A 23186-nucleotide genomic window follows, 5' to 3' on the forward strand; every position below is an offset into this window, starting at 1 on the left:
CCGGTGAGTTTTCAGCAGTTTGCGCCGAATAACGGAAGTTGTACATCCGGCGGACCCGCAAGTGGTATAGGAGCTTTCGCTGTTGTCCGGATGTGATCGCCGAGCGGTCACCACCCCCGTCCGCAGTGGCGGGGGGCCGGGGAATGTCGGGATTCCCCGGCAAACAGGCGGACTTGCCCTGTCGTCAGCCCTCGTCCGTGAGCTTGCGGGTGTGCAGCTGCCGGGCCACCTCTGCGATCGATCCGGACAGCGACGGGTAGACGGTGAACGCCTTTGCGATCTGTTCCACGGTCAGGTTGTTGTCGACCGCGAGCGAGATCGGATGGATCAGTTCGCTGGCGCGCGGCGCGACGACGCAGCCGCCGACCACGATCCCCGTGCCGGGACGGCAGAAGATCTTGACGAAGCCGTCGCGGATGCCCTGCATCTTGGCGCGCGGGTTGCGCAGCAGCGGCAGCTTCACCACCCGGGCGTCGATCCTGCCCGCGTCCACGTCGGCCTGGCTGTAGCCGACGGTGGCGATCTCCGGGTCGGTGAAGACGTTGGCGGAGACCGTCTTGAGGTTCAGCGGGGCGACCGCGTCGCCGAGGAAGTGGTACATCGCGATCCGGCCCTGCATCGCGGCGACCGAGGCCAGCGCGAAGATCCCGGTGACGTCACCGGCCGCGTAGACACCGGGGGCGCTGGTGCGCGAGACCCGGTCGGTGAGGATGTGGCCGGAGTCCTTCAGCCGTACGCCGGCCTCCTCCAGGCCCATGCCCGCGGTGTTGGGGATCGCGCCGACCGCCATCAGGCAGTGCGAGCCGGTGATGACCCGGCCGTCGGCGAGGGTCACCTCGACCCGGTCGCCGACGCGCTTGGCCGACTGGGCGCGGGAGCGGGACATCACGTTCATGCCGCGGCGCCGGAAGACGTCCTCCAGCACGGCGGCGGCGTCCGGGTCCTCGCCCGGCAGCACCCGGTCGCGGGAGGAGACGAGGGTGACGCGGGAGCCGAGCGCCTGGTACGCCCCGGCGAACTCGGCGCCGGTGACACCGGAGCCGACCACGATGAGCTCCTCGGGGAGCTCGTCGAGGTCGTAGACCTGGGTCCAGTTCAGGATGCGCTCGCCGTCCGGCTGCGCGTCCGGGATCTCACGGGGGTGGCCGCCGGTCGCGATCAGCACCGCGTCGGCGGCCAGCCGCTCCTCGGTGCCGTCGGCGGCGGTGACGACGACCTGGCGGGAGCCGTCGGCCGCTTGGAGCCCGTCGAGCCGGCCGCGGCCGCGCATCACGCGGGCGCCGGCCCGGGTGACGGAGGCGGTGATGTCGTGGGACTGGGCGAGCGCCAGGCGCTTCACCCGTCGGTTGACCTTGCCGAGGTCCACGCCGACGACCCGGGCGGCGTGCTCCTTGTGCGGCGTGTCGTCGGCGACGATGATCCCCAGCTCCTCGTACGAGGAGTCGAAGGTCGTCATCACCTCGGCCGTCGCGATCAGAGTCTTCGATGGCACGCAGTCGGTGAGTACCGAGGCTCCGCCGAGGCCGTCGCAGTCGACGACGGTCACCTCCGCGCCGAGCTGGGCGCCCACCAGAGCCGCCTCGTAGCCGCCGGGGCCGCCGCCGATGATCACGATCCGGGTCACGAAAAGTCCGCCTCGCGTGGGTGTCGATCCCCCGGCCGTCTGCCGCCCCGGCCGGGGGTCCGGGGGATCGCCCCGGGGGATGCAGTACGTACTCCATTGTCCCGCACGCGCCAAACAGATTCGCCCCGGGGCCCTCCATACGGGAGCCGGGGCTCCGGAGGTACGGGCACGGAGGCCGCTGCCGTACGGGAGCGGAGCCTTGCGGCGGGGGGAATCGCCCGGCCGCACGCCCCTTCGAACCCCCGCCCGGCACTCCCCCGGCCGCGGCCTTCGTCACAGGAACCGGCACTCCCGCGCCCCCCTCCCGTACCCTCGATCCCATGTCGCTCTACGCCGCGTACGCCGGCAACCTCGACGCGCGGCTCATGACCCGCCGCGCCCCGCATTCCCCGATGCGCAGCACCGGCTGGCTGAACGGCTGGCGGCTGACCTTCGGCGGGGAGCAGATGGGCTGGGAAGGGGCGCTGGCCACCGTGGTGGAGGCGCCGCGCTCCCAGGTCTTCGTCGCGCTGTACGACCTGGCGCCGATGGACGAGGACTCCATGGACCGCTGGGAGGGCGTCGGGCTCGACATCTACCGGCGTATGCGCGTCCGCGTGCACACCCTGGACGGCGAGGAGCCGGCCTGGATGTATGTGCTGAACGGGTACGAGGGCGGCCTGCCCTCGGCGCGCTACCTGGGCGAGATCGCGGACGCCGCCGAGTCCGCGGGCGCCCCGCACGACTACGTGATGGGCCTGCGCAAGCGCCCCTGCTGAGCGGGGTGCGGCCCCGCTCTTCGTGCGAAGCCACAAGGCCCTCCGGCGACTCTTTGCACAGGTACATCTACGCGCGTAGGCATTCAGCGGTTACGCTCTTCCGCGTGAACGCATCAGTTATTCCGGACAACATCCAGGGCGACCCGTACGCAGCCGCTGCCGGGGCCGCCGCCCGCCTGCGCGAGCTGACCGGCGCCGAGACCCATGACGTCGCCCTGGTCATGGGCTCCGGCTGGGCGCCCGCGGGCGAGGCACTCGGCGCCCCGGAGGCCGAGTTCCCCGTCACCGCGCTCCCCGGCTTCCCGGCGCCCGCGGTCGAGGGCCACGGCGGAACCATCCGCTCGTACAAGATCGGTGACAAGCGCGCGCTGGTCTTCCTCGGCCGCACGCACTACTACGAGGGCCGCGGCGTCGCCGCCGTCGCCCACGGAGTCCGTACGGCGGTGGCCGCGGGCTGCAGGACGGTCGTCCTGACCAACGGTTGCGGCGGCCTGCGCGAGGGCATGCGCCCCGGACAGCCGGTGCTGATCAGCGACCACATCAACCTCACGGCGACCTCGCCGATCGTCGGCGCCAACTTCGTCGACCTGACCGACCTGTACTCGCCGCGCCTGCGCGCGCTGTGCAAGGAGATCGACGACACGCTCGAAGAGGGCGTGTACGTCCAGTTCCCCGGCCCGCACTACGAGACCCCGGCCGAGATCAACATGGTCCGGGTCATGGGCGGCGACCTGGTGGGCATGTCCACCGTCCTGGAGGCCATCGCGGCCCGCGAGGCGGGCGCCGAGGTACTCGGCCTCTCCCTGGTCACCAACCTGGCGGCGGGCCTCTCCGGCGAGCCCCTGAACCACGAGGAAGTCCTCCAGGCGGGCCGTGACTCGGCGACGCGGATGGGCGCGCTGCTGGCCCGGGTGCTGGACCGCATCTAGGCCTGCTCGGGCCCCCCGCCCACCGACAGCCCGTCCGGCTTCTGCTCCAGCCCGTCCGGCGTTCCACCTCCAACCCCCGCACACCCCGAAAGGCGGACCCCGTGCAGCACGACCTCATCGCGCAGGCCAGGACCTGGCTGGCCGAGGACCCCGACCCCGAGACGCGCGGCGAACTGGGCGCCCTCATCGAGGCGGGCGACACCCAGGAGCTCGCCGCCCGTTTCGCGGGCACGCTCCAGTTCGGCACCGCCGGACTGCGCGGCGAGCTCGGGGCCGGGCCGATGCGGATGAACCGGTCCGTGGTGATCCGGGCGGCGGCGGGCCTCGCCGCGTACCTGAAGGCCCAGGGCCAGGAGGGCGGCCTCGTCGTCGTCGGCTACGACGCCCGCTACAAGTCGGAGGACTTCGCCCGCGACACCGCGGCCGTGATGACCGGCGCCGGACTCCGTGCCGCCGTCCTCCCCCGCCCACTCCCCACCCCCGTACTGGCGTACGCCATAAGGCACCTGGGCGCCGTCGCCGGCGTCGAGGTCACCGCCAGCCACAACCCGCCGCGCGACAACGGCTACAAGGTCTACCTCGGCGACGGCTCACAGATCGTGCCCCCGGCCGACGGCGAGATCGCGGCCGCCATCGCCGCGGTCGGCCCGCTGGCGGACGTCGTACGCCCCGAGGACGGCTGGGAGACCCTCGGCGACGAGGTCCTGGCCGCCTACCTCGCCCGTACGGACGCCGTCCTCGCCCCCGGCAGCCCCCGTACCGCACGCGCCGTCTACACCGCGATGCACGGCGTCGGCACCTCCGTGCTGACCGCCGCGTTCGAGCGCGCCGGGTTCCCCGCGCCCGTGCTCGTCGCCGAGCAGGCCGAGCCCGACCCCGCTTTCCCCACCGTGGCCTTCCCCAACCCGGAGGAGCCCGGCGCGATGGATCTCGCCTTCGCCACCGCACGCCGGGCGGCGCCGGACCTGGTCATCGCCAACGACCCGGACGCGGACCGCTGTGCCGTCGCCGTGCCCGACACCGCCACCGAGGGCGGCTGGCGGATGCTGCGCGGCGACGAGGTGGGCTCGCTGCTCGCCGCGCACCTGGTGGAGCGCGGTGTCTCCGGCGTGTTCGCGGAGTCGATCGTGTCGTCGTCGCTGCTCGGCCGGATCGCCGAGAAGGCGGGCCTCGGCTACGAGGAGACCCTGACCGGCTTCAAGTGGATCGCCCGGGTGGACGGCCTGCGGTACGGGTACGAGGAGGCGCTCGGCTACTGCGTCGACCCCGAGGGCGTCCGCGACAAGGACGGCATCACCGCCGCCCTGCTCGTCGCCGAGCTCGCCTCCGTACTCAAGGAGCAGGGCCGCACGCTGCTTGACCTGCTGGACGACCTGGCGCTCGCCCACGGCCTGCACGCCACCGACCAGCTCTCGGTGCGGGTGGAGGACCTGACGGTCATCGCGGACGCCATGGCCCGGCTCCGCGAGCAGCCGCCGACCGCCCTGGCCGGCCTCGCGGTCACCTCGGCCGAGGACCTGTCGCAGGGCACGGACAGGCTGCCGCCCACCGACGGGCTGCGCTACCAGCTGGAGGGCGCCCGGGTGATCGTCCGCCCGAGCGGCACCGAACCGAAACTGAAGTGCTACCTGGAGGTCGTCGTCCCGGTCGCGGGCGCCGCCGGCCTCCCCGCCGCGCGGGCGCGGGGCGCGGAGCTGCTCGCCGGGATCAAGCGGGACCTGGCGGCGGCCGCCGGGATCTGAGGCGTACGTACGGGAAAGGACCGGCCCCCTGGCAGAGAGGCGCAGGGGGCCGGTCCTTGTGCGCTGCGTGTGCGGGCCTCAGCCGATCGCCACCAGCACCACGAACAGCACCACCCCTGCGACAGCCGGCGCGATCACCTCGTACGCCCAGCGCACCGCGCCCGTGGTGGCCTCGCCCGCCGGGTCGCCCGCCTTCTCGGCGAGCCCCCGCAGCTCCATGATCGTCTGGTCGGCGGCCGCGACGGGCGGAGCGCTGTGCCGGTGGGCGTCGGCCGCCGCGCCCGGCGAGAAGCGGCCGTAGGCGTCCTTGTGCGGCGCCCGGCCCGCCGCGCGCGAGGCCCGCTTGCGGTCGCGCAGCGAGACGGGCACCGCCCAGAGCTGGTACTTGGTGCCGCCGGCGGCGATCAGCTCGGAGGAGTAGCCGGCCCGGACGTCGGCGACCTCGGTCCAGGGGAGCTGGATCGTCCGGAACGGGTTGCGGACGCGGATCCGCTCGTCGTTCACGGAGACGACGGGCCGCAGGGTGAACGCCACGATCAGCGGTACGGCGGTGAGCAGGGCGGCCAGGGCCAGCCACGGCGCCTGTCCCTCGCCCCGGAACAGGGCGTCCCCGGCCATCACGGCGACCAGTGCGAGGAGCAGCACCCCGCAGACCAGCGCGGATGTCGAGCGGTAGGTCCGGTCGGCGAACTGCGGCTCTGCGGGGGGTGTGGGGCTCGTCATGGGGGCGATTCTGCCTGACCGACCCGGAGGTGGGGTCATCTGCCCCAAGGGCACGTGTGGCGATGCGCACGGTTGGCGCGGCCCCCTGTACAGGTCGCTACGCGCGTAGATATGCTCCCCTGGTGACCATGCCCACCACTGCTCCCGCATTTTCCGACGCGACGGCGTCCGACAGTGCGCTGCGCCGCTTCCTCTTCGGGCTGCCCGGCGTCGACGCCGTCGGCCTCGAAGCGCGCGCCGCCGCCCTCGGAACCCGTTCGATCAAGACGACGGCCAAGGCGTACGCGATCGATCTCGCCATCTCGATGATCGACCTGACGACGCTGGAAGGCGCGGACACCCCGGGCAAGGTCCGGGCTCTCGCCGCCAAGGCCGTCCACCCCGACCCGCTCGATCGCACGACCCCGCGCACCGCCGCGGTCTGCGTCTACCCCGACATGGTGGCCACCGCCGCCGCCGCGCTCGCCGGTTCCGGCGTGAAGGTGGCGTCGGTGGCGACCGCCTTCCCGGCCGGCCGCGCCGCACTGGACATCAAGCTCGCGGACGTCCGCGACGCCGTGGCCGCGGGGGCCGACGAGATCGACATGGTGATCGACCGGGGGGCCTTCCTCTCCGGCCGGTTCCTGAAGGTCTACGAGGAGATCGTGGCCGTCAAGGCCGAGTGCGGGGCCGCCCGCCTCAAGGTCATCTTCGAGACCGGTGAGCTGTCCACGTACGACAACATCCGCCGGGCCTCCTGGCTCGGGATGCTGGCGGGCGCGGACTTCATCAAGACCTCGACCGGCAAGGTGGCCACCAACGCCACCCCGGCCAACACGCTGCTGATGCTGGAGGCCGTCCGCGACTTCCGGGCGCAGACCGGCGTCCAGATCGGTGTGAAGCCGGCCGGCGGGATCCGCACGACCAAGGACGCGGTCAAGTTCCTGGTGCTGGTGAACGAGACGGCGGGTGAGGACTGGCTGGACAACCACTGGTTCCGGTTCGGCGCCTCCAGCCTCCTCAACGACCTGCTGATGCAGCGCCAGAAGCTCAGCACCGGCCGTTACTCCGGCCCCGATTACGTAACGGTGGACTGATACGCCATGGCATCCGCATTCGAGTACGCACCGGCGCCGGAGTCCCGTTCCGTCGTCGACATCGCCCCTTCGTACGGGCTGTTCATCGACGGTGAGTTCACCGAGGCCGCCGACGGCAAGGTCTTCAAGACCGTCTCGCCGAGCACCGAGGAGGTGCTCTCCGAGATCGCGCAGGCAGGCGCGGCGGACGTGGACCGGGCCGTGAAGGCGGCGCGGAAGGCGTTCGAGAAGTGGTCGGCGCTGCCCGGCTCCGAGCGCGCGAAGTACCTGTTCCGGATCGCGCGGATCATCCAGGAGCGCAGCCGTGAGCTGGCCGTCCTGGAGACCCTCGACAACGGCAAGCCGATCAAGGAGACCCGCGACGCGGACCTCCCTCTGGTCGCCGCGCACTTCTTCTACTACGCGGGCTGGGCCGACAAGCTGGACCACGCGGGATACGGGGCCGACCCCCGGCCGCTGGGTGTGGCGGGCCAGGTCATCCCGTGGAACTTCCCGCTGCTCATGCTCGCGTGGAAGATCGCCCCGGCGCTCGCCACGGGCAACACAGTGGTACTGAAGCCGGCCGAGACGACCCCGCTGAGCGCACTGTTCTTCGCGGACATCTGCCGCCAGGCGGGACTCCCCAAGGGCGTCGTCAACATCCTCACCGGCTACGGGGACGCGGGCGAGGCCCTCGTCACGCACCCCGACGTCAACAAGGTCGCCTTCACCGGCTCGACCGCCGTCGGCAAGGCCATCGCGCGCTCGGTCGCGGGCACGGACAAGAAGGTCACGCTGGAGCTGGGCGGCAAGGGCGCGAACATCGTGTTCGACGACGCCCCCATCGACCAGGCCGTCGAGGGCATCATCACCGGCATCTTCTTCAACCAGGGCCAGGTCTGCTGCGCGGGCTCCCGTCTGCTGGTCCAGGAGTCGGTCCAGGACGAGGTCCTGGACGCGCTGAAGCGCCGGCTCTCGACCCTCCGCCTCGGCGACCCGCTGGACAAGAACACCGACATCGGCGCGATCAACTCCGCCGAGCAGCTCGCCCGGATCACCGCCCTGGTGGAGACCGGCGAGGCGGAGGGCGCGGAGCGCTGGACCGCCCCCTGCGAACTGCCGTCGTCGGGCTACTGGTTCGCGCCGACCCTCTTCACCAACGTCACCCAGGCCCACACGGTCGCCCGTGACGAGATCTTCGGCCCGGTCCTCTCCGTGCTCTCGTTCCGCACCCCGGACGAGGCGGTCGCCAAGGCCAACAACAGCCAGTACGGCCTCTCGGCGGGCATCTGGACGGAGAAGGGCTCCCGCATCCTCGCGGTGGCGAACAAGCTCCGCGCGGGCGTCGTCTGGGCCAACACGTTCAACAAGTTCGACCCCACGTCGCCGTTCGGCGGCTACAAGGAGTCGGGCTACGGCCGCGAAGGCGGCCGCCACGGCCTGGAGGCGTACCTCGATGTCCGATAGCAACCGTCTTGGCGTCTTCAAGACCTACAAGCTGTACGTCGGGGGCAAGTTCCCCCGCTCCGAGAGCGGCCGGGTGTACGAGGTGACGGACTCCAAGGGCCAGTGGCTCGCCAACGTGCCGCAGTCCTCCCGCAAGGACGCGCGCGACGCGGTCGTGGCCGCGCGGAAGGCGTTCGGCGGCTGGTCGGGCGCGACCGCGTACAACCGCGGCCAGGTCCTCTACCGCGTCGCCGAGATGCTGGAGGGCCGCAAGGAGCAGTTCGTCCGCGAGGTCGCCGCGTCCGAGGGGCTGTCGAAGTCCAAGGCGGCGGCCGTCGTCGACGCGGCGATCGACCGCTGGGTCTGGTACGCGGGCTGGACCGACAAGATCGGGCAGATCTCCGGCGGGGCGAACCCGGTCGCGGGCCCGTATCTCAACCTCTCCACGCCTGAGCCGACCGGTGTCGTCACCGTCCTCGCGCCGCAGAAGTCCTCGCTGCTCGGCCTGGTCTCGGTGATCGCCCCGGTGATCGCGACCGGCAACACGGCGGTCGTCATCGCCTCGGCCGACGCCCCGCTGCCCGCGCTCTCGCTGGGCGAGGTGCTGGCCACCTCCGACGTCCCCGGCGGCGTGGTCAACATCCTGTCCGGCGCCACGGCGGAGCTGGCGGCCCCGCTCGCCGCCCACCAGGACGTCAACGCGATCGACCTCACCGGCGCCGGCGCGGAGCTGGCCGAGGAGCTGGAGATCGCGGCGGCGGACAACCTGAAGCGGGTCCTGCGCCCCCTCCCCGCCGAGGCGGACGGCTCGGACGCGTCCACCGACTGGCTGGCCGCGCCCGGCACGCACCGGCTGACGGCCTTCCTGGAGACCAAGACGGTCTGGCACCCGACAGGTGCGCTGGGGGCCTCGGGTTCGTCGTACTGACGTTCTTCGCCGTCGTACACGAAAGGGGCCGCCCCCACGACCGGGGCGGTCCCTTTCGGCGTGCGGGAGGCGTCAGCCCGTGACGAGCCGGGTCACCGTCCCCACCACCGGCAGGTCGTCGATCGCACCGCCGCTGGTGAGGGGGTCGGTGAGGATCGCCGTCGACACCGGCTGGAAGTCGGCGACCTGGGTGCCGACCGCGTTGTCCAGCGGGTCCACCCCGGTCTTGGCCAGCGGGTGCAGCTGGAGGTTCGTGACGGGCCGGATGCTGTTGGTCAGCGAGGTCCCGAGCGCGCTGGTCACCGCGGGCCCGGCGCTCTCGGTGACCGCCTGGACGGCCGCGGTGCCCTGCTCGGGGATCTCGGCGACCGGGGGTAGCTGAGGAGCGGCCTGGGCGGCGCCCGCACCGGCCCCCAGGGCCGCTCCCAGCGCGGTCACGGTCAGACCGGCGCGCAGCAGGGCGCGGCGTTCGGGCTTACGTGCGTGAAGTGCCATGTTTCCACCTGATCGACCTCGTCGGGTAATCGTCCGTACGCGAAGAGTAGTTGAGGTGTGATGCTGGATACCAACAGGAGGCCCGGGTGGTCCCCTGCGCGGGTCAATGCCTCACACTTCTGTTCTGTGAGTTCCCGTTCCCAACCGATCCCGACCCGCGTCGTGCTGCTCGCGGGCCCCTCCGGCTCCGGCAAGTCCGTCCTGGCCGCCCGCACCGGCCTCCCGGTGCTGCGTCTGGACGACTTCTACAAGGAGCACGACGACCCCACGCTGCCCCGGGTCCCCGGCTCCCTTGACATCGACTGGGACTCCGCCGCGTCCTGGGACGCGGACGCGGCGGTGGCGGCCATCGCCGAGCTGTGCCGGTCGGGCCGTACGGACGTTCCGGTGTACGACATCGCCACCAGCTCCCGTACGGGCCACGAGGGCTTCCACATCGAGCGCTCGCCGCTCTTCGTGGCCGAGGGCATCTTCGCGGCGGACATCGTGGGGCGCTGCCAGGAACTGGGCCTGCTGGCGGACGCGCTCTGCCTGCGCGGCCGCCCCTCCACCACGTTCCGCCGCCGCCTGGTGCGGGACCTGCGCGAGGGCCGCAAGTCGGTCCCGTTCCTGCTGCGGCGCGGCTGGCGCCTGATGCGGGCCGAACGCCGCATCGTGGCCCGCCAGACGGCGCTGGGGGCGCACCCGTGCGGCAAGGAGGAGGCGCTGGGGCGCTTCGCCGCCGCGGCGGCGGGGCGGTGCCGCCGGGCGACGGTGGGGGCGCCGGAGTAGGGCCGGTCCTCAGCCGGCCTCCGGGGCCGCGCAGCCGAAGGTTCTGGCGGCGGCCTTCATGAAGGGGGCGACGTACGCGTCCCGCTTCGGAAGGTCCTCGTGGCGCTTGCTCGCCTCCAGGTACTGCTGCCCCGAATCCACCGCCAGGTAGAGAGAGCCGCCGTCAGCGCAGGGCAGGATGAATCCGGCACCCTTGTCGACGTTTTCGGCTTCCCGGCCGTCCGGCGCCGTGCCCTTGGCCGTGCCCGGGGACTTCCGCATGGCGTCGATGAGCAGCGGGTCTCGGGTGGCGGAGTACTTCATGAAGCCGTCCGAACGGACAAAGCCACGCGTCTCATCATCCAGAGTCAGCTTGCAGGCCCACAGGGCGGCGGGGGCCTGCTGCCCCTCTTCGAGCACCTTCGTCCCCGTCGGCACCTGGCCCGCCACGGTCAGGCCGTCCAGGCCGCACACCTGTCCTTCGGAGACCGGGCGGGCGGCGTCGGAGCGCGGAGGCACGAGCGTCCCGGGCTTCTCGGGGAGGTCGCCGCACCGGGTCCGGGCCGCGATGGTCCGTACGGTGTCGGTGGCCAGGGCGGCGAAGGCCGTGCGGTCCGCAGCCGGTTCGTCGATGCTGAACTCGGCAACCACCGGCCGGTCGGTCCAGCACTTCTCGGGCAGCATGACCCACGCTTTGTACGCGTCGACCCCGCCGGTCACCTCGCCGCTGAAGAACGAGGCGCCCGGCGGGTAGGGCTCCCTCTCGAACGTCAGCGGATCGTAGCCTCGTACCCCCCAGAGCCGCACCGTCAGCCGGCTCTCGGCGGAACCGAGGACGACGGACGACTTCTCGACCCTGCACCTCGTGTCCGTCAGGTCGTCATCCAGCCCGTCCCCCTCGGCATCCAGACGCCCGGACCCCGGAAGTACAGCGTCCACCCTCTCCGCCGAGACCAGGTCCCCGCAGAGCCGGTCCGCCGTCAGTACGTTGGTGTTGCGCCAGGCGTGCAGCAGCCCCGCGATCACCACGACCACGGCGGCCACGACCGCCCAGACCGTCCACGCCGGACGCGTACGGTCTGCTGCTCCTGCTGTGCTCACGTGCTCACTTCCTGGTCCGCAGGGCCGAATACGCTTCTTCACGGCCGGTGATGTAGCTCTGTCCCGCTTCCTGGACGGCGTTCCGGACGGCGTTGCTCTCCTTCGAGGCCCCACGCGTGTCGGCCCAGTCCTGGATGAGGCCGTTCGTGCTGGTGATGCCCCACGCCGTCTTCTCGCTGACCTGGCCCTTCGCCACCAGTTCCGCCTCCTCCGCGGCACCGACGGACCACTCGTACATGGCGGCGTCCACGGCCCGCTGCGCGATGTCGCCAGCCTGCGGAATCATGTTGGCCACCGCCCCCAAACCGTGGTAGCCGTAACGCGCCTGGTCGTTGATCTTCCCGATCTCGGCGTCACGGACGTCGAGGATCATGTCCGTGGCAATGGCGTTCATGCCGCCGAAGGCCTGTCCCACGTCACGTGACCTGACATCCCAGCCGGTCACATTCTCGGTCAAGCTGCTCTGGGGAACGCGGTCGCCCGTATCCAGGTACTCCACCGCGTACTGGCGCTGCGCCTCGTAGAGGGCGTCGAAGACCCTGATGGGATTCCCGTCCGCGTCCTCACCGGCCACACCGTCGGACACGCCACGCATCACCCGCAGCAGACTGGCCTTGCCGTTGGTGATGGAGGCGCTTTCACCCGATCCTTCGACGTCGTCCAGGCCGCTCGGGCTGCCCGGCGCATACCCGCCCAGGATGGCGTGCGTGTCCGCCGTGTAGTCGTTCAGCACACGGCCGAGCGGCACCTTGAGGGCCTCGGGGACGGTGTCGCCCTTGGTCCCCTGATCCAGCGCGGCGATGATGCCCTGCATGACCCGGGCCTGCCCCTCGCTGTGCGGCCCCGGTTTGCCGAGCGGCGCACCCGGCTCGTTTCCCGTCGCGCCGACCTCCAGCGCGAGCCCCAGGCCGTGGCGGCTGAGCGGGTCGTCCTCGATGATCAACCGGGGGCCGGCCACGGTGTTCAGCTTCGGCCACTCCCGCGCGTCGTCCCCGTTGCCCACCAGGTAGTCCAGGTGCGCCTGGCCGTGCTCCATCTTCGGGTCGAAGAAGGCGGTGGCGGCGTCGGGGTTCTTGCTCATCACACCGAGCAGGCTGTCGAGCGCGTCGGCCCGGCCCTCGCGGTGGTTGCCGCCCCACTGTTCGAAGATGGCCCGGTTGTCCTTCTCGGCGGCGATCATGTCGTGGCCGAGCTGGTTGAGGAACTGGTCGTCGAACGGCTGGTCGGCCCGGGTCATCATCTCGACGAACGGGCGGTAGCCGTACAGCGGGTTGGTCTTCGAGTCGTAGTTCTTGGCCCCGGCCTCCTTGAGGCCCTCGGTGAAGTTCTTGTAGAACGCGCCGTCAGGGCTGTTCAGCCAGGCCTGGTACTTCGCCGAGCCGGGGCCCGCGTCCGCCATCGAGCCGGGAACCTGGGTGGCCGTCGCGACCGTGTTGGCCAGTCCGCCGAGGAGCTTGGTGTACTGACCGGCAAAGGACCCGCCGTCCCGCTCCCGGTCGGACATGACGTCGCTCAGCCCGACCAGGCCCTCCGGGCCGAGCTTGTTCAGCAGGGACTGGGCGAAGACCTTGTCGCCGGCCTGGTCCCGCATCGCCCGGTCCATCTCTGCGAGGTCGGCGTCGGAGACCTTCTTGCCGTCGAGCAGGCGCTCGGCTATCTCCTCGGTGTTGCGCAGCTCGTACGTCTCGATGTCGCCGAGCGCCTTGGCGTTGAAGCCGTCCCTGGTGCCGTCCGTGGCGTCGGTGTCCTTCACCACGGCCTTCAGCGCGATCTCGACCCCGGCGTCGGCGTCCGACGTCTGCGCGACCAGCCGGTCGATCGCCCGTTGCCACGAGCCGACCGCGTCGCGTACGGACTTCTGGTAGTCCGGGTCGTGGTGGTAGGCGGTCCGGGAACCCTCGCTCAGGCTCGACATGTCGAAGGTGACCCTGCCGGAGTCGGAGATCAGCATGTCGGCCTTGAGAGCGTCGGCCTTCACCGTCTGGAGCTTGCTCTTGAACTCGGTGAACTGGGTGTGCGCGTCCCGCAGCAGTGAGGCGATCGCCTTGGCCTGGGTCTGGGCCGCCCGGTACTCGTTGAGCATGACCCGGAACTGCGCGTTGGCGGCGTCCGCGCTCTGGCCGATCCAGGTCCGCTCCAGCGTGATGCCCTGGACCTCTTTCTCGTACGCCTTCTCCTGTTTGCCGAACTCGCCTGCCATGCCGGTCCACTTGTCCGCGGCCGTGGTGAGAGCGGAGAGGTCCGTCGTCATGATCTCGTGATAGGTGGGCATGCCCTTGTCCCCGTTGTCCGGTATCCCTGTTGTCCGGAATGCCTGATGAACGCGCCGAGTCGGCTCTTCCCGCTCCGCACCTGTCAGAAGTTGTCGAACGGGGAGACCCGGCGAAAGCCCAGCCCGCCCTGCACGTCGGCCCCGAAGAGGTTCCGACGGGCGCCGCTCAAGCTGTTGATGTCCGCGTCGAGTCGGCCCAGCATGGACCGCACCTGCCCGCCCCACGTCTTGTGCGCGTCCTTCAGCGCGCGGGAGGTGACCCACCCGTCGCCGTCCTTGGCGCCGAGCCCCTTGACGGCGGCCGAGGTCTCCTCGTCCGCGTACTCGCCGGCGCTCTTGGTCTGGGGCTTGATGCGCGTACGGATGGCCTCGGCCGCGGCCTTCTTGCGCGCCGGGTCGGTGGCCAGCGAGGGGGCGCCGGGCGCGAACGGCGGTGTGTATCCGGGGGCGTAGGGGACCTGGACCGAGGAGTTGGGGCCCTGCCCCGGAGCGAAGGGACCGTACACGGGAGGCGGCGACGGGTCCGGGGCCTCGTTGAGCTGCATGGAGGCCGACGCGCCGCCCTCCGCTGTCCGATCGCCTGCCTCGCTGCTCACTTGGCCCCCATGAGTTCCCTCGAACGCCCACGCTTGACGTGATCCGCTCAGACTAACAAGCACCTTTTCCGCCACCCGTACGTGGGACCGAAGCCGGCCCGCGCACAGCGAACGGGGCCGTACAGGCCCCCCCGGCCCGTACGACCCCGCTGCGTTTCCCCCGTGGCCGGCGCCTCCCCCGAAGCGACGGACCGTTTCCCCCGTGTTTCCCCCGGGCCCCCCTCGGACCCGTTTCACTGCTCCCCCGTAGCCCTTGCCTCCCCCGAAGCAGTGGCCGTCCCCCCGTTCCCCCGCCGCCTCAGGCCACCAGCTCGCCGAAGGACTCCTGCTCGTCACGTCCGAAGCTGAGGACCTCGTCCTCGCGCAGCCGGCGGAGGGACCGCCAGATGCTCGACTTCACCGTGCCGACACTGATGTCGAGGATCGACGCGATCTCCGGGTCGGTGCGGCCCTCGTAGTACCGCAGGACCAGCATCGTGCGCTGGAGTTCGGGCAGCCGGGCGAGCGCCTGCCAGAGCACCGCCCGCAGCTCCGTGCCGCGCATCGCGTCCGTGTCGCCCACCGTCTCCGGGAGCTCCTCGGTCGGGTATTCGTTCAGCTTGCGCCGGCGCCAGGCGCTGATGTGCAGGTTGGTCATGGTGCGGCGCAGATAGCCGCCGACCGCCGCCTTGTCGCTGATCCTGTCCCACGCCCGGTACGTCGAGAAGAGGGCGCTCTGCAACAGGTCCTCGGCCTCGAAGCGGTCGCCGGTCAGGTGGTAGGCGGTTGCGTACAGGGAGGACCGCCGCTCCTGGACGTAGGCCGTGAACGCCGCTTCGGCGGCCTCGGTCTCCGTCCGGGTGCGGTCCCCCGGGACCTCCCCGTACGCGCTTCCCCCGTTGTTCCCCGTGCTTTCCCCCGTGGGGGCGTCGACCACCGTCATGTACGACTTACGCGCCTGCTCCGCAGTCGACTGTGACGGCAGGTGCTGACGCCCGGCCCCCCGGACACACCCCCGCACGTTCGTGGCACCGGACTTCTCCGCACTCCGGCCGACGTCGTGGAGACGCGTCACAACCGCGCTTGAGCTGGTGCTGTGCAGTGCGTTCATCTCGCGCCCCCTATCGGTGGAGATCGGTGAAGTCCGTTCGTTCCCTGCGTTTTCCTGCTGACCAAGAGCTTGCCGGGGCAGTTTCATCGCGCTGTCCCCCGACTGTCACAGGCCTGTCACAGGGGCAGTTGCGGCCGTGCCCGGCAGCGGTCGCGGCCGTGTCCGGGCAACGGGACCGGGCCACAGGTCGAACTGAAGCGCCACCATGGGCCAGAATGACGCTCGTGCCTTTCCTGCTGCTGATCGAGGACGACGACGCCATCCGCACGGCCCTCGAACTCTCACTGTCACGCCAGGGCCACCGTGTGGCCACCGCGGCGACGGGAGAGGACGGCCTGGAGCTGCTGCGTGAGCAGCGCCCCGACCTGGTCGTGCTGGATGTGATGCTGCCCGGGATCGACGGTTTCGAGGTGTGCCGGCGAATCCGGCGCACCGACCAGCTGCCGATCATTCTGCTGACCGCGCGCAGCGACGACATCGACGTCGTGGTGGGACTGGAGTCCGGCGCGGACGACTATGTGGTCAAACCCGTCCAGGGCCGGGTGCTGGACGCCCGGATCCGGGCGGTGCTGCGCCGCGGTGAGCGCGAGTCGACCGACTCGGCGACCTTCGGCAACGTGGTCATCGACCGCTCCGCCATGACCGTCACCAAGGGCGGTGAGGATCTGCAGCTCACGCCGACGGAGCTGCGCCTCCTGCTGGAGCTGAGCCGCCGGCCCGGCCAGGCCCTCTCCCGCCAGCAGCTGCTGCGCCTGGTGTGGGAGCACGACTACCTGGGCGACTCACGGCTGGTGGACGCCTGTGTCCAGCGGCTGCGTGCCAAGGTGGAGGACGTGCCGTCCTCGCCGACCCTGATCCGTACGGTGCGGGGCGTGGGCTACCGGCTGGACTCGCCTCAGTGACGGAGAGAACCAAGCGGTCCCTGCGCGCGGGGCTGCGCTGGACCAGTCTGCGGCTACGGCTCGTCGTGGTGTTCGCGCTGGTGGCGCTGACCGCCGCGGTCTCCGCCTCGGGGATCGCTTACTGGCTCAACCGCGAGGCCGTGCTGACCCGTACGCAGGACACCGCGCTCGACGACTTCCGGCGGCAGATGCAGGACACGGCGGCGGCGCTGCCGGTGCGGCCCACCAAGGACGACCTCCAGCGGGCCGCCGGGCAGATGGCCTCCGGCGGCCCCGGCTACAGCGTGCTGCTGGTGGACGAGCGCGAGCGCGGCAAGCCGATCGTCGGCTTCTCCGACCTGGACACCTTCACCCGGGACGACGTACCGGACTCGCTGCAGAAGCAGGTGGCCCGCAAGCAGCCGCTGAACTCGGACAACGAGCACGAGTACCACCTGTTCTGGCAGCGGACGAGCATCACGGACACCCCGTACCTCGTCGCCGGTACGCGGATCATCGGCGGCGGCCCGACCGGGTACATGCTCAAGTCCCTGGACCAGGAGCGGCAGGACCTCAACTCGCTGGCCTGGTCGCTGGGGATCGCCACCACCCTGGCGCTGATCGGTTCGGCACTGCTGGCCCAGGCCGCCGCGACGACGGTCCTGCGGCCCGTGCAGCGACTCGGTGACGCGGCCCGCAAGCTCGGGGAGGGCAAGCTCGACACCCGGCTCACCGTCTCCGGTACGGACGAACTCGCCGACCTCTCCCGTACGTTCAACCGGACCGCGAGCTCGCTGGAGAAGAAGGTCGCGGACATGAGCGCGCGGGAGGAGTCGAGCCGGCGGTTCGTCGCCGACATGTCGCACGAGCTCCGCACCCCGCTGACCGCGATCACCGCGGTGGCCGAGGTGCTGGAGGACGAGGCGGACAGCCTCGACCCGATGATCGCGCCCGCCGTGCACCTCGTGGTCAGCGAGACCCGGCGGCTGAACGACCTGGTGGAGAACCTGATGGAGGTGACCCGCTTCGACGCGGGCACCGCCCGCCTGGTCCTGGACGATGTCGACGTGGCCGACCAGGTCACCGCGTGCATCGACGCGCGGGCCTGGCTGGACGCGGTGGACCTGGACGCGGAGCGCGGCATGATGGTCCGCCTCGATCCGCGCCGCCTGGACGTGATCCTGGCCAATCTGATCGGCAACGCCCTCAAGCACGGGGGTTCGCCGGTGGGGGTCAGGGTACGGATCGAGGGCGAGGAGCTGGTCATCGAGGTACGGGACCACGGTCCGGGTATCCCCGAGGAGGTGCTGCCGCACGTCTTCGACCGGTTCTACAAGGCCAGCGCCTCCCGGCCGCGTTCGGAGGGCAGCGGGCTCGGGCTCTCCATCGCCATGGAGAACGCGCACATCCACGGCGGTGACATCACGGCCGCCAACTCTCCCGACGGCGGAGCGGTCTTCGTCCTGCGGCTGCCGCGCGACGCCTCGGCGCTGACCGGCGGCGGGGCGGACGGCGGCAGCGGGCAGGGCGACGACATTGAGGACGGTGGGGCGTCATGACCGGTGTGGTCCGGCCGTTGCCGCGTGCCCCGCGACGGCGCGGGGCCGTCGCCGTACTGGGCGCCCTGCTGGCGGCCGTCGCGCTGGCCTCCGGGTGCGGGATCCGGACCACGTCCGTGCCCGTGGACGCCGGGGCCGCGCCGTCCCGGGTGCCGTGCAAGCTGCCCTCGTCGGATGTCACGACCCGGTCCCCGGACAGCGTGGCGGCACCGGTGTACCTGGTGTGCGCCTCACAGCTGGTGACCGTGGACCGGCCGGTACCGGCCGGCACGTCCGGCTCCGGCGCGCTGGTGGCCGCCCGGGCCCTGCTGGCCCAGGTGCAGCAGGCGCCGCCCGAGAGCGAGCGCCGGGCCGGGTTCTCCACGGCGGTCCCGGCGGGGCTGCGGGTGGAGCCCTCCCGCGCCGGCGACCCGGCGGGCACCCTGCGGCTGAGCAGCCAGCCCGAGGACCTCTCGGAGGAGGCACTGGCCCAGCTGGTGTGCACGTACGCGGAGAACGAGGCTCTGGTCACCAAGGGCTCGGTGGTCCTCGGCGGCCCCGGGGAGTACCCGCCGCGCGGCTATCTCTGCACCTCGCAGACGAAGGCACGGCCGCAGGACGGGACCGCTCCGGACGTGCTCGACCTGGACTGAGCGTCCGAACACCGCGAGGCCCCCGGCGAAGTCACGGAACCGATCCTGCCGGTCGTGGCGTCTTGGTGGACGTGCGTCAAGGTTCGGACGGTCAGGCCGTCATCCACTTCCGCGCGGCGGGGGTCACTCTCCTCCTCGCGCATCTGCTGTTCGTCGGGTGGCTGACGCTGCGCCCGCTGGACGTGCCCTGGATCACGGCCGCCAACTTCGAGCCACTCGCCTCGATCAGGGCCGACCTCGCGCTCGGCCCGGGCGAGGCCGCGCGCCGGATCGGCGGGGCGCTGCTCCTGCTGGCCCCGCTCGGGGTGCTGCTGCCGATGGCCGGGGGCCGGATCTTCGTCTCGCCCTGGGTGTCGCTGCTGCGGACGGTGGCGGCCGGGGCGCTGATCTCGCTCGCCATCGAGCTGGGCCAGACCGGGGTGCCGGGCCAGGTGGTCGACATCGACTCGGTGCTGCTGAACACCGGTGGTGTGGTCCTGGCCCATCTGCTGGTCGTCCCGGTGTGCCGGGCGCGGCTGCGCCGCCGGGGCGTGCCGGGCGTACGGGACCTGCCCCGGTACCGGCAGGAGACCCGTCTCAGGGACGAGGCCTCTGGGGGTTCGACCCCGACGATTACCAGGGTCGGCATCGCCCCGTAGAGCGATGCTTTGTCCTCCTTCGCGGGCGCACCATGGATATACCGGGAGCAGAACAGAGCCGCTCCCACCGCTACCGTTCGCGAAGGAGCCCACCATGGCCGCACTGGTCCGCCCTACTGAAGGCCGCATGATCGGCGGCGTGTGCGCGGGGCTGGCACGGCGCTTCGGCACCTCGGCCGGCACGATGCGCGTCATCTTCGTCGTCTCGTGCCTGCTGCCCGGCCCGCAGTTCCTGATCTATCTGGCCCTGTGGGCGCTCCTGCCCTCGGAGAAGTCCTCCTCGTCCGCGACGGCCTGGTGACACGACCGGCCACGGGGAGGAGCGTCGGCGTACGCACCGCGCAGCACAGCCGCACGCGCAGCACAGTGGGGCGCACACCCTGATCCAGGGTGTGCGCCCCACGGTCGTTCCTGGGCGGGTACGGTCAGCCGCCGAGCGGGATGCCGTTGGCGGTCAGTCCCTGGGTGGGCAGTCCGCCGAGCAGGCCGGTGACCGGGGCGGCGGCGTCGGTGGCGTCGCCGCCGAGGACCTTGCCGACGGTCTCCTGGACCGGCGCGTTCTGGGCCGCCGTGGCGACACTCTCCAGCGCCATGGTGGAGACGGGGAGCGCACCGGCCATGGTGTCGAGCGGCAGCGAGGGGGCGGCGGAGGCGCTCCCGGCGGCGGCAGCGGCGAAAGCGGCGCCGAGAGCGGCGACACCGAGAGTCTTGGCAGCGGTCTTCTTCATGAAGAATTCATCCTTGGGGAAGGGGATGTGAGCGGCTCCGCACGGTAGTCATGCCGCCACCCCGTCCGCAAACATCCCGACACGCGAAAGATGGCCGGGAATTCGATTCCCGACCATCCTCCACATCCCGAACGTCAGCTCGTGGCAGCAGCGGAACCGCTGGTCACAGCGGTCTGACGGAAAAGCCACTCGGATTTCAGCTCGGCATAACCAGGCTTGACGACCTCGTTGATCATCGCCAGACGTTCATCGAAAGGAATGAAAGCTGATTTCATCGCATTGACGGTGAACCACTGCATGTCGTCGAGCGTGTATCCGAACGCGTCGGTCAGCAGATCGAATTCCCGGCTCATGCTCGTCCCGCTCATGAGGCGGTTGTCCGTGTTCACGGTGACGCGGAAATGCAGCTTCCGCAGCAGCCCGATCGGGTGCTCCGCGTACGAGGTGGCCGCGCCGGTCTGCAGGTTGGACGTCGGGCACATCTCCAGCGGGATGCGCTTGTCGCGTACGTAGGAGGCGAGGCGGCCGAGGGTGACCGAGCCGTCGTCGGCGACCTCGATGTCGTCGATGATCCGCACCCCGTGGCCGAGCCGGTCGGCGCCGCACCACTGCAGGGCCTGCCAGATCGACGGCAGGCCGAAGGCCTCGCCCGCGTGGATCGTGAAGTGGTTGTTCTCCCGCTTGAGGTACTCGAACGCGTCGAGGTGGCGGGTGGGAGGGAAGCCGGCCTCGGCGCCCGCGATGTCGAAGCCGACGACGCCCTGGTCGCGGTAGCTGTTGGCGAGCTCGGCGATCTCCAGCGCGCGGGCCGCGTGCCGCATCGCGGTGAGCAGGGCGCCGACGCGGATGCGGTGGCCGTTGGCCCGGGCGATGCGCTCGCCCTCACGGAAGCCCGCGTTGACCGCCTCGACGACCTCTTCGAGGGTCAGGCCGCCCTCCAGGTGCTGCTCGGGGGCGTACCGGACCTCCGCGTAGACGACGCCGTCCTCGGCGAGGTCCTCGGCGCACTCCGCGGCCACCCGGAAGAGCGCGTCACGGGTCTGCATGACGGCGCAGGTGTGGGCGAAGGTCTCCAGATACCGGGGCAGCGAACCGGAGTCGGCGGCCTCGCGGAACCAGATGCCGAGCTTGTCGGCCTCGGTCTCGGGGAGGGAGTCGTAACCCTGCGCGCGGGCCAGCTCGATGATCGTACCCGGGCGCAGGCCGCCGTCGAGGTGGTCGTGGAGCAGCACCTTGGGGGCGCGCCGGATCTGGTCGGAATCAGGGACATTCGGGGTCTGGCTCGTCATCTTGGCACTCTAGCGCCTACGCGCGTAGAGCGCTGGGCGACGCCTTCCGTCGATGCGTAACAGTGACCGGAAAGTCGGGTGGAGTACACCTGCCCTTCTGAGACTGTTCTGTCATGGCACAGCGCGCACTCCCCCTGCCTGCCGCCAGGCTGGGACGGGCCGTCTCGACGGCCGGAGCACCATACGAGGTCAGCGGCGTGGTCCTGCTGCTCCCGAACGGCGAGGCCGACTCACGGCGCCGTCCCTCCCCCCTGTCGTACGCGGTCCAGCTGCCGTTCGCCCGTGCGCTGGCGCGCGCCGGGGAGGGCGACGGGCTGGCGGTGCACGTCCTGCGCTACCGCTGCCGCGGCTGGAACGACACCGACGCGCACCCGGCCGAGGACGCCGCCTGGGCGGCCGACGAGGTCCAGCGGCGGTACGGGGACGTTCCCGTGTGCCTGGTCGGCCACGGGATGGGCGGGCGGGCGGCGCTGCGGGCCGCCGGGCACGGGGCGGTCACCTCGGTCCTGGCGATGGCCCCCTGGCTGCCGGAGCACGCCACCGCCGAGCCGGAGCCGGTCAAGCAGCTCGTGGGGCGGCGGGTGCTCATCGTGCACGGCACCAACGACGAGCGCACGGACCCGGAGCTGTCGTACCGGCTGGCCGAACGGGCGAAGAAGTCCAACCGGGACACCTGCCGCTTCGAGGTCCACTCGGACGGGCACGCGCTGCGCCAGCACCGCTCCGAAGTGGTGGCGCTGGCCGCCGACTTCGTCCGCGGCTCGCTCTTCGCCCGGTCCTACGCCCGGCCGGTCAAGGACGCGCTGGCCGCACCGCCGCCGCTGGGGCTGAGGATGCCGCTGGCGGCCGGTTTCGGGCGGTCGCTGCGGCACTGAACGCCGTACGGGGCGGAGCCCGTAAGGCGTCAGGCCGTACGTTCCCCTGCCGAGCCGTTCCCTCCTACCGGATCATCCGATGTTGCCGCCGGCTTCCGGGGAGTACGTCAGTCCGGCAGCAGATTCCCCCGCCGCGAGAGCAGGAACCGCTTGAACGCGGCGACCGGCGGGGTGTCGGGGTGGCCGTCCAGCCAGGCGACCCCGATCTCGCGGACCGCGCGCGGGGCGGTGACCGTCAGCTCGACGACGCCGGGGCGGGCGACCGCGGGCGGCGGCAGGAGGGCCACCCCGAGCCCGGCGGCGACCAGGCCGCGCAGGGTCTCGGCCTCCTCGCCCTCGAAGGCGACGCGCGGGGTGAAACCGGCCTCCGTGCAGAGGTCGTCGGTGATGCGGCGGAGCCCGTAGCCGGGTTCGAGCGTGACGAAGGTTTCGTCGGCGGCCTCCGCGAGGCGGATGCGGCGGCGGGAGGCCAGGCGGTGGTCGTCGGGCACCACCAGGCGCAGGCGCTGTTCGTCCAGGCGGCGGGTGACCAGGTCGGGGGCGTCGGGAACGGGTGAGGTGAGGCAGAGGTCGAGGCCCCCGGCGCGCAGCCGTTCGATCATCGCCTCGCCGTAGTTCTGGACGAGTTGGAAGCGGACCTTCGGGTGGTCGGCCCGGAAGCCGCGGATCAGGGCGGGCACGGTCTCGGAGCCCATGGTGTGCAGGAAGCCGAAGGAGACCCGGCCGCCCGCGGGGTCGGCGTCCGCCCGGACCGAGTCGGCGGCCTTCTCCACCTCGGCCAGGGCCCGTTCGGCCGAGCCGAGGAAGGTGCGGCCCGCCGGGGTGAGCGAGACGGTACGGCCCTTGCGGGCGAACAGGGCGACGCCCAGGTCCGCTTCGAGCCGGACCATGGCCCGCGAGAGCGTGGACTGCGGGACGCCGAGCTCGTGTGCGGCGCGGGTCACATGCTCGTGCCGGGCGACCGCCTCGAAGTACGCGAGGCGGGGCGCGAGGACGGCCCGGATGTCTTCTTCGTAACTGCTCGGTGACAGCCGAGGCTGTGAGCTGCGTTGATGCGCCATGGGATCGATTATGG

Annotated in this window: 23 protein-coding genes; 13 read left to right on the plus strand and 10 right to left on the minus strand. The window is 71.5% G+C overall.

The features are described 5' to 3' along the window. Nucleotides 1-184 precede the first annotated feature (184 nt). A complete protein-coding gene (locus AMK21_RS17955; protein ID WP_073879029.1) occupies nt 185-1624 on the minus strand; it encodes an NAD(P)H-quinone dehydrogenase in 1440 nt (479 codons plus the stop codon). A gap of 320 nt (nt 1625-1944) precedes the next feature. Here AMK21_RS17955 and AMK21_RS17960 point away from each other — a divergent pair, with 320 nt between their 5' ends. The 3 genes from AMK21_RS17960 to AMK21_RS17970 all read left to right on the plus strand — a co-directional run bounded on the left by AMK21_RS17960 (nt 1945) and on the right by AMK21_RS17970 (nt 5053). Further along, a complete protein-coding gene (locus AMK21_RS17960) occupies nt 1945-2382 on the plus strand; it encodes a gamma-glutamylcyclotransferase (protein ID WP_015610940.1) in 438 nt (145 codons plus the stop codon). A 104-nt stretch (nt 2383-2486) separates the two neighbouring features. Then, entirely contained in the window at nt 2487-3311 is an 825-nt protein-coding gene (locus AMK21_RS17965; RefSeq protein ID WP_073879031.1) for a purine-nucleoside phosphorylase, read from the plus strand. A gap of 101 nt (nt 3312-3412) precedes the next feature. After that, nucleotides 3413-5053, plus strand: coding sequence for a phospho-sugar mutase (locus tag AMK21_RS17970; protein WP_073879033.1), 1641 nt, complete (start codon nt 3413-3415; stop codon nt 5051-5053). A gap of 78 nt (nt 5054-5131) precedes the next feature. Here AMK21_RS17970 and AMK21_RS17975 read toward each other — a convergent pair whose 3' ends face one another. After that, nucleotides 5132-5776: a PH domain-containing protein gene (locus AMK21_RS17975; RefSeq protein WP_073879035.1), complete on the minus strand. Its 645-nt coding sequence runs from the start codon at nt 5774-5776 to the stop codon at nt 5132-5134. Between the two features lie 128 nt (nt 5777-5904). Here AMK21_RS17975 and deoC point away from each other — a divergent pair, with 128 nt between their 5' ends. From deoC to AMK21_RS17990, 3 genes are read left to right on the plus strand one after another with little or no spacing between them, the layout of a single operon-like run. Continuing rightward, a complete protein-coding gene (deoC, locus tag AMK21_RS17980) occupies nt 5905-6852 on the plus strand; it encodes a deoxyribose-phosphate aldolase (protein ID WP_073879205.1) in 948 nt (315 codons plus the stop codon). Nucleotides 6853-6858: 6 nt separating this feature from the next. Beyond that, nucleotides 6859-8298, plus strand: a complete 1440-nt coding sequence (locus AMK21_RS17985) for an aldehyde dehydrogenase family protein (protein ID WP_073879037.1) — start codon at nt 6859-6861, stop codon at nt 8296-8298. Next, nucleotides 8288-9205, plus strand: coding sequence for an aldehyde dehydrogenase family protein (locus AMK21_RS17990; protein ID WP_073879039.1), 918 nt, complete (start codon nt 8288-8290; stop codon nt 9203-9205). The genes AMK21_RS17985 and AMK21_RS17990 overlap by 11 nt, the downstream gene beginning before the upstream one ends. 72 nt (nt 9206-9277) lie before the next feature. On the opposite strand, the gene AMK21_RS17995 is transcribed toward AMK21_RS17990, so the two are convergent. Continuing rightward, entirely contained in the window at nt 9278-9700 is a 423-nt protein-coding gene (locus AMK21_RS17995; protein ID WP_073879041.1) for a hypothetical protein, read from the minus strand. A 60-nt stretch (nt 9701-9760) separates the two neighbouring features. Here AMK21_RS17995 and AMK21_RS18000 point away from each other — a divergent pair, with 60 nt between their 5' ends. Then, on the plus strand, nt 9761-10471 hold the full coding sequence (locus AMK21_RS18000; protein ID WP_073879206.1) for a uridine kinase: 711 nt from the start codon (nt 9761-9763) through the stop codon (nt 10469-10471). Nucleotides 10472-10480: 9 nt separating this feature from the next. Here AMK21_RS18000 and AMK21_RS18005 read toward each other — a convergent pair whose 3' ends face one another. From AMK21_RS18005 to AMK21_RS18020, 4 genes are all read right to left on the minus strand, one after another. Then, on the minus strand, nt 10481-11494 hold the full coding sequence (locus AMK21_RS18005) for a hypothetical protein (protein ID WP_073879043.1): 1014 nt from the start codon (nt 11492-11494) through the stop codon (nt 10481-10483). A 61-nt stretch (nt 11495-11555) separates the two neighbouring features. Then, a complete protein-coding gene (locus AMK21_RS18010) occupies nt 11556-13823 on the minus strand; it encodes a hypothetical protein (protein ID WP_073879045.1) in 2268 nt (755 codons plus the stop codon). Nucleotides 13824-13906: 83 nt separating this feature from the next. Continuing rightward, nucleotides 13907-14419 carry a hypothetical protein gene (locus AMK21_RS18015; RefSeq protein ID WP_374194622.1) on the minus strand — a complete coding sequence of 171 codons (513 nt, stop codon included), beginning with the start codon at nt 14417-14419 and terminating at the stop codon, nt 13907-13909. A 298-nt stretch (nt 14420-14717) separates the two neighbouring features. Then, complete coding sequence (locus AMK21_RS18020; protein WP_073879049.1) at nt 14718-15509, minus strand: SigE family RNA polymerase sigma factor; 792 nt, start codon at nt 15507-15509, stop codon at nt 14718-14720. Between the two features lie 224 nt (nt 15510-15733). Between AMK21_RS18020 and afsQ1 the strand changes: the two genes are divergently transcribed. The 5 genes from afsQ1 (at nt 15734) to AMK21_RS18045 (ending at nt 19520) form a co-directional block, all read left to right on the plus strand. Next, nucleotides 15734-16411 (plus strand): two-component system response regulator AfsQ1, encoded by a 678-nt coding sequence (afsQ1, locus tag AMK21_RS18025; protein WP_078533099.1) that lies wholly within the window; start codon nt 15734-15736, stop codon nt 16409-16411. Then, complete coding sequence (locus tag AMK21_RS18030; protein WP_073879051.1) at nt 16408-17949, plus strand: sensor histidine kinase; 1542 nt, start codon at nt 16408-16410, stop codon at nt 17947-17949. The genes afsQ1 and AMK21_RS18030 overlap by 4 nt, the downstream gene beginning before the upstream one ends. Then, nucleotides 17946-18581 carry a hypothetical protein gene (locus AMK21_RS18035; protein ID WP_073879053.1) on the plus strand — a complete coding sequence of 212 codons (636 nt, stop codon included), beginning with the start codon at nt 17946-17948 and terminating at the stop codon, nt 18579-18581. Before AMK21_RS18030 ends, AMK21_RS18035 begins: the two co-directional genes overlap by 4 nt. 65 nt (nt 18582-18646) lie before the next feature. After that, nucleotides 18647-19219, plus strand: coding sequence for a VanZ family protein (locus AMK21_RS18040; RefSeq protein WP_073879055.1), 573 nt, complete (start codon nt 18647-18649; stop codon nt 19217-19219). 94 nt (nt 19220-19313) lie between these two features. Then, nucleotides 19314-19520 (plus strand): PspC domain-containing protein, encoded by a 207-nt coding sequence (locus AMK21_RS18045; RefSeq protein ID WP_073879056.1) that lies wholly within the window; start codon nt 19314-19316, stop codon nt 19518-19520. A 124-nt stretch (nt 19521-19644) separates the two neighbouring features. Here AMK21_RS18045 and AMK21_RS18050 read toward each other — a convergent pair whose 3' ends face one another. Both AMK21_RS18050 and AMK21_RS18055 read right to left on the minus strand, forming a co-directional pair. Further along, nucleotides 19645-19947: a hypothetical protein gene (locus tag AMK21_RS18050; protein ID WP_073879058.1), complete on the minus strand. Its 303-nt coding sequence runs from the start codon at nt 19945-19947 to the stop codon at nt 19645-19647. A gap of 134 nt (nt 19948-20081) precedes the next feature. Then, entirely contained in the window at nt 20082-21236 is a 1155-nt protein-coding gene (locus AMK21_RS18055; RefSeq protein ID WP_073879060.1) for an adenosine deaminase, read from the minus strand. Nucleotides 21237-21349: 113 nt separating this feature from the next. On the opposite strand from AMK21_RS18055, the gene AMK21_RS18060 reads away from it, so the two are divergent. Continuing rightward, nucleotides 21350-22111 (plus strand): dienelactone hydrolase family protein, encoded by a 762-nt coding sequence (locus AMK21_RS18060; RefSeq protein WP_073879062.1) that lies wholly within the window; start codon nt 21350-21352, stop codon nt 22109-22111. A gap of 107 nt (nt 22112-22218) precedes the next feature. On the opposite strand, the gene AMK21_RS18065 is transcribed toward AMK21_RS18060, so the two are convergent. Then, entirely contained in the window at nt 22219-23172 is a 954-nt protein-coding gene (locus tag AMK21_RS18065) for a LysR family transcriptional regulator (protein ID WP_073879064.1), read from the minus strand. Nucleotides 23173-23186 lie beyond the last annotated feature (14 nt).

The organism is Streptomyces sp. CB00316, assembly GCF_001905595.1.
Classification (GTDB): Bacteria; Actinomycetota; Actinomycetes; order Streptomycetales; family Streptomycetaceae; genus Streptomyces.

What these genes read in the sequence shown, in the direction of transcription:
- AMK21_RS18055 (WP_073879060.1), bottom strand. Translation starts at nt 21,236, where the DNA reads ATGACGAGCCAGACCCCGAATGTCCCTGATTCCGACCAGATCCGGCGC.
- AMK21_RS18020 (WP_073879049.1), bottom strand. Translation starts at nt 15,509, where the DNA reads ATGAACGCACTGCACAGCACCAGCTCAAGCGCGGTTGTGACGCGTCTC.
- AMK21_RS17995 (WP_073879041.1), bottom strand. Translation starts at nt 9,700, where the DNA reads ATGGCACTTCACGCACGTAAGCCCGAACGCCGCGCCCTGCTGCGCGCC.
- AMK21_RS18035 (WP_073879053.1), top strand. Translation starts at nt 17,946, where the DNA reads ATGACCGGTGTGGTCCGGCCGTTGCCGCGTGCCCCGCGACGGCGCGGG.
- AMK21_RS17985 (WP_073879037.1), top strand. Translation starts at nt 6,859, where the DNA reads ATGGCATCCGCATTCGAGTACGCACCGGCGCCGGAGTCCCGTTCCGTC.
- AMK21_RS17960 (WP_015610940.1), top strand. Translation starts at nt 1,945, where the DNA reads ATGTCGCTCTACGCCGCGTACGCCGGCAACCTCGACGCGCGGCTCATG.
- AMK21_RS18065 (WP_073879064.1), bottom strand. Translation starts at nt 23,172, where the DNA reads ATGGCGCATCAACGCAGCTCACAGCCTCGGCTGTCACCGAGCAGTTAC.
- deoC (WP_073879205.1), top strand. Translation starts at nt 5,905, where the DNA reads ATGCCCACCACTGCTCCCGCATTTTCCGACGCGACGGCGTCCGACAGT.
- AMK21_RS17975 (WP_073879035.1), bottom strand. Translation starts at nt 5,776, where the DNA reads ATGACGAGCCCCACACCCCCCGCAGAGCCGCAGTTCGCCGACCGGACC.
- AMK21_RS18000 (WP_073879206.1), top strand. Translation starts at nt 9,761, where the DNA reads ATGCTGGATACCAACAGGAGGCCCGGGTGGTCCCCTGCGCGGGTCAAT.
- AMK21_RS18010 (WP_073879045.1), bottom strand. Translation starts at nt 13,823, where the DNA reads ATGCCCACCTATCACGAGATCATGACGACGGACCTCTCCGCTCTCACC.
- AMK21_RS18050 (WP_073879058.1), bottom strand. Translation starts at nt 19,947, where the DNA reads ATGAAGAAGACCGCTGCCAAGACTCTCGGTGTCGCCGCTCTCGGCGCC.
- AMK21_RS18060 (WP_073879062.1), top strand. Translation starts at nt 21,350, where the DNA reads ATGGCACAGCGCGCACTCCCCCTGCCTGCCGCCAGGCTGGGACGGGCC.
- AMK21_RS18045 (WP_073879056.1), top strand. Translation starts at nt 19,314, where the DNA reads ATGGCCGCACTGGTCCGCCCTACTGAAGGCCGCATGATCGGCGGCGTG.
- AMK21_RS17990 (WP_073879039.1), top strand. Translation starts at nt 8,288, where the DNA reads ATGTCCGATAGCAACCGTCTTGGCGTCTTCAAGACCTACAAGCTGTAC.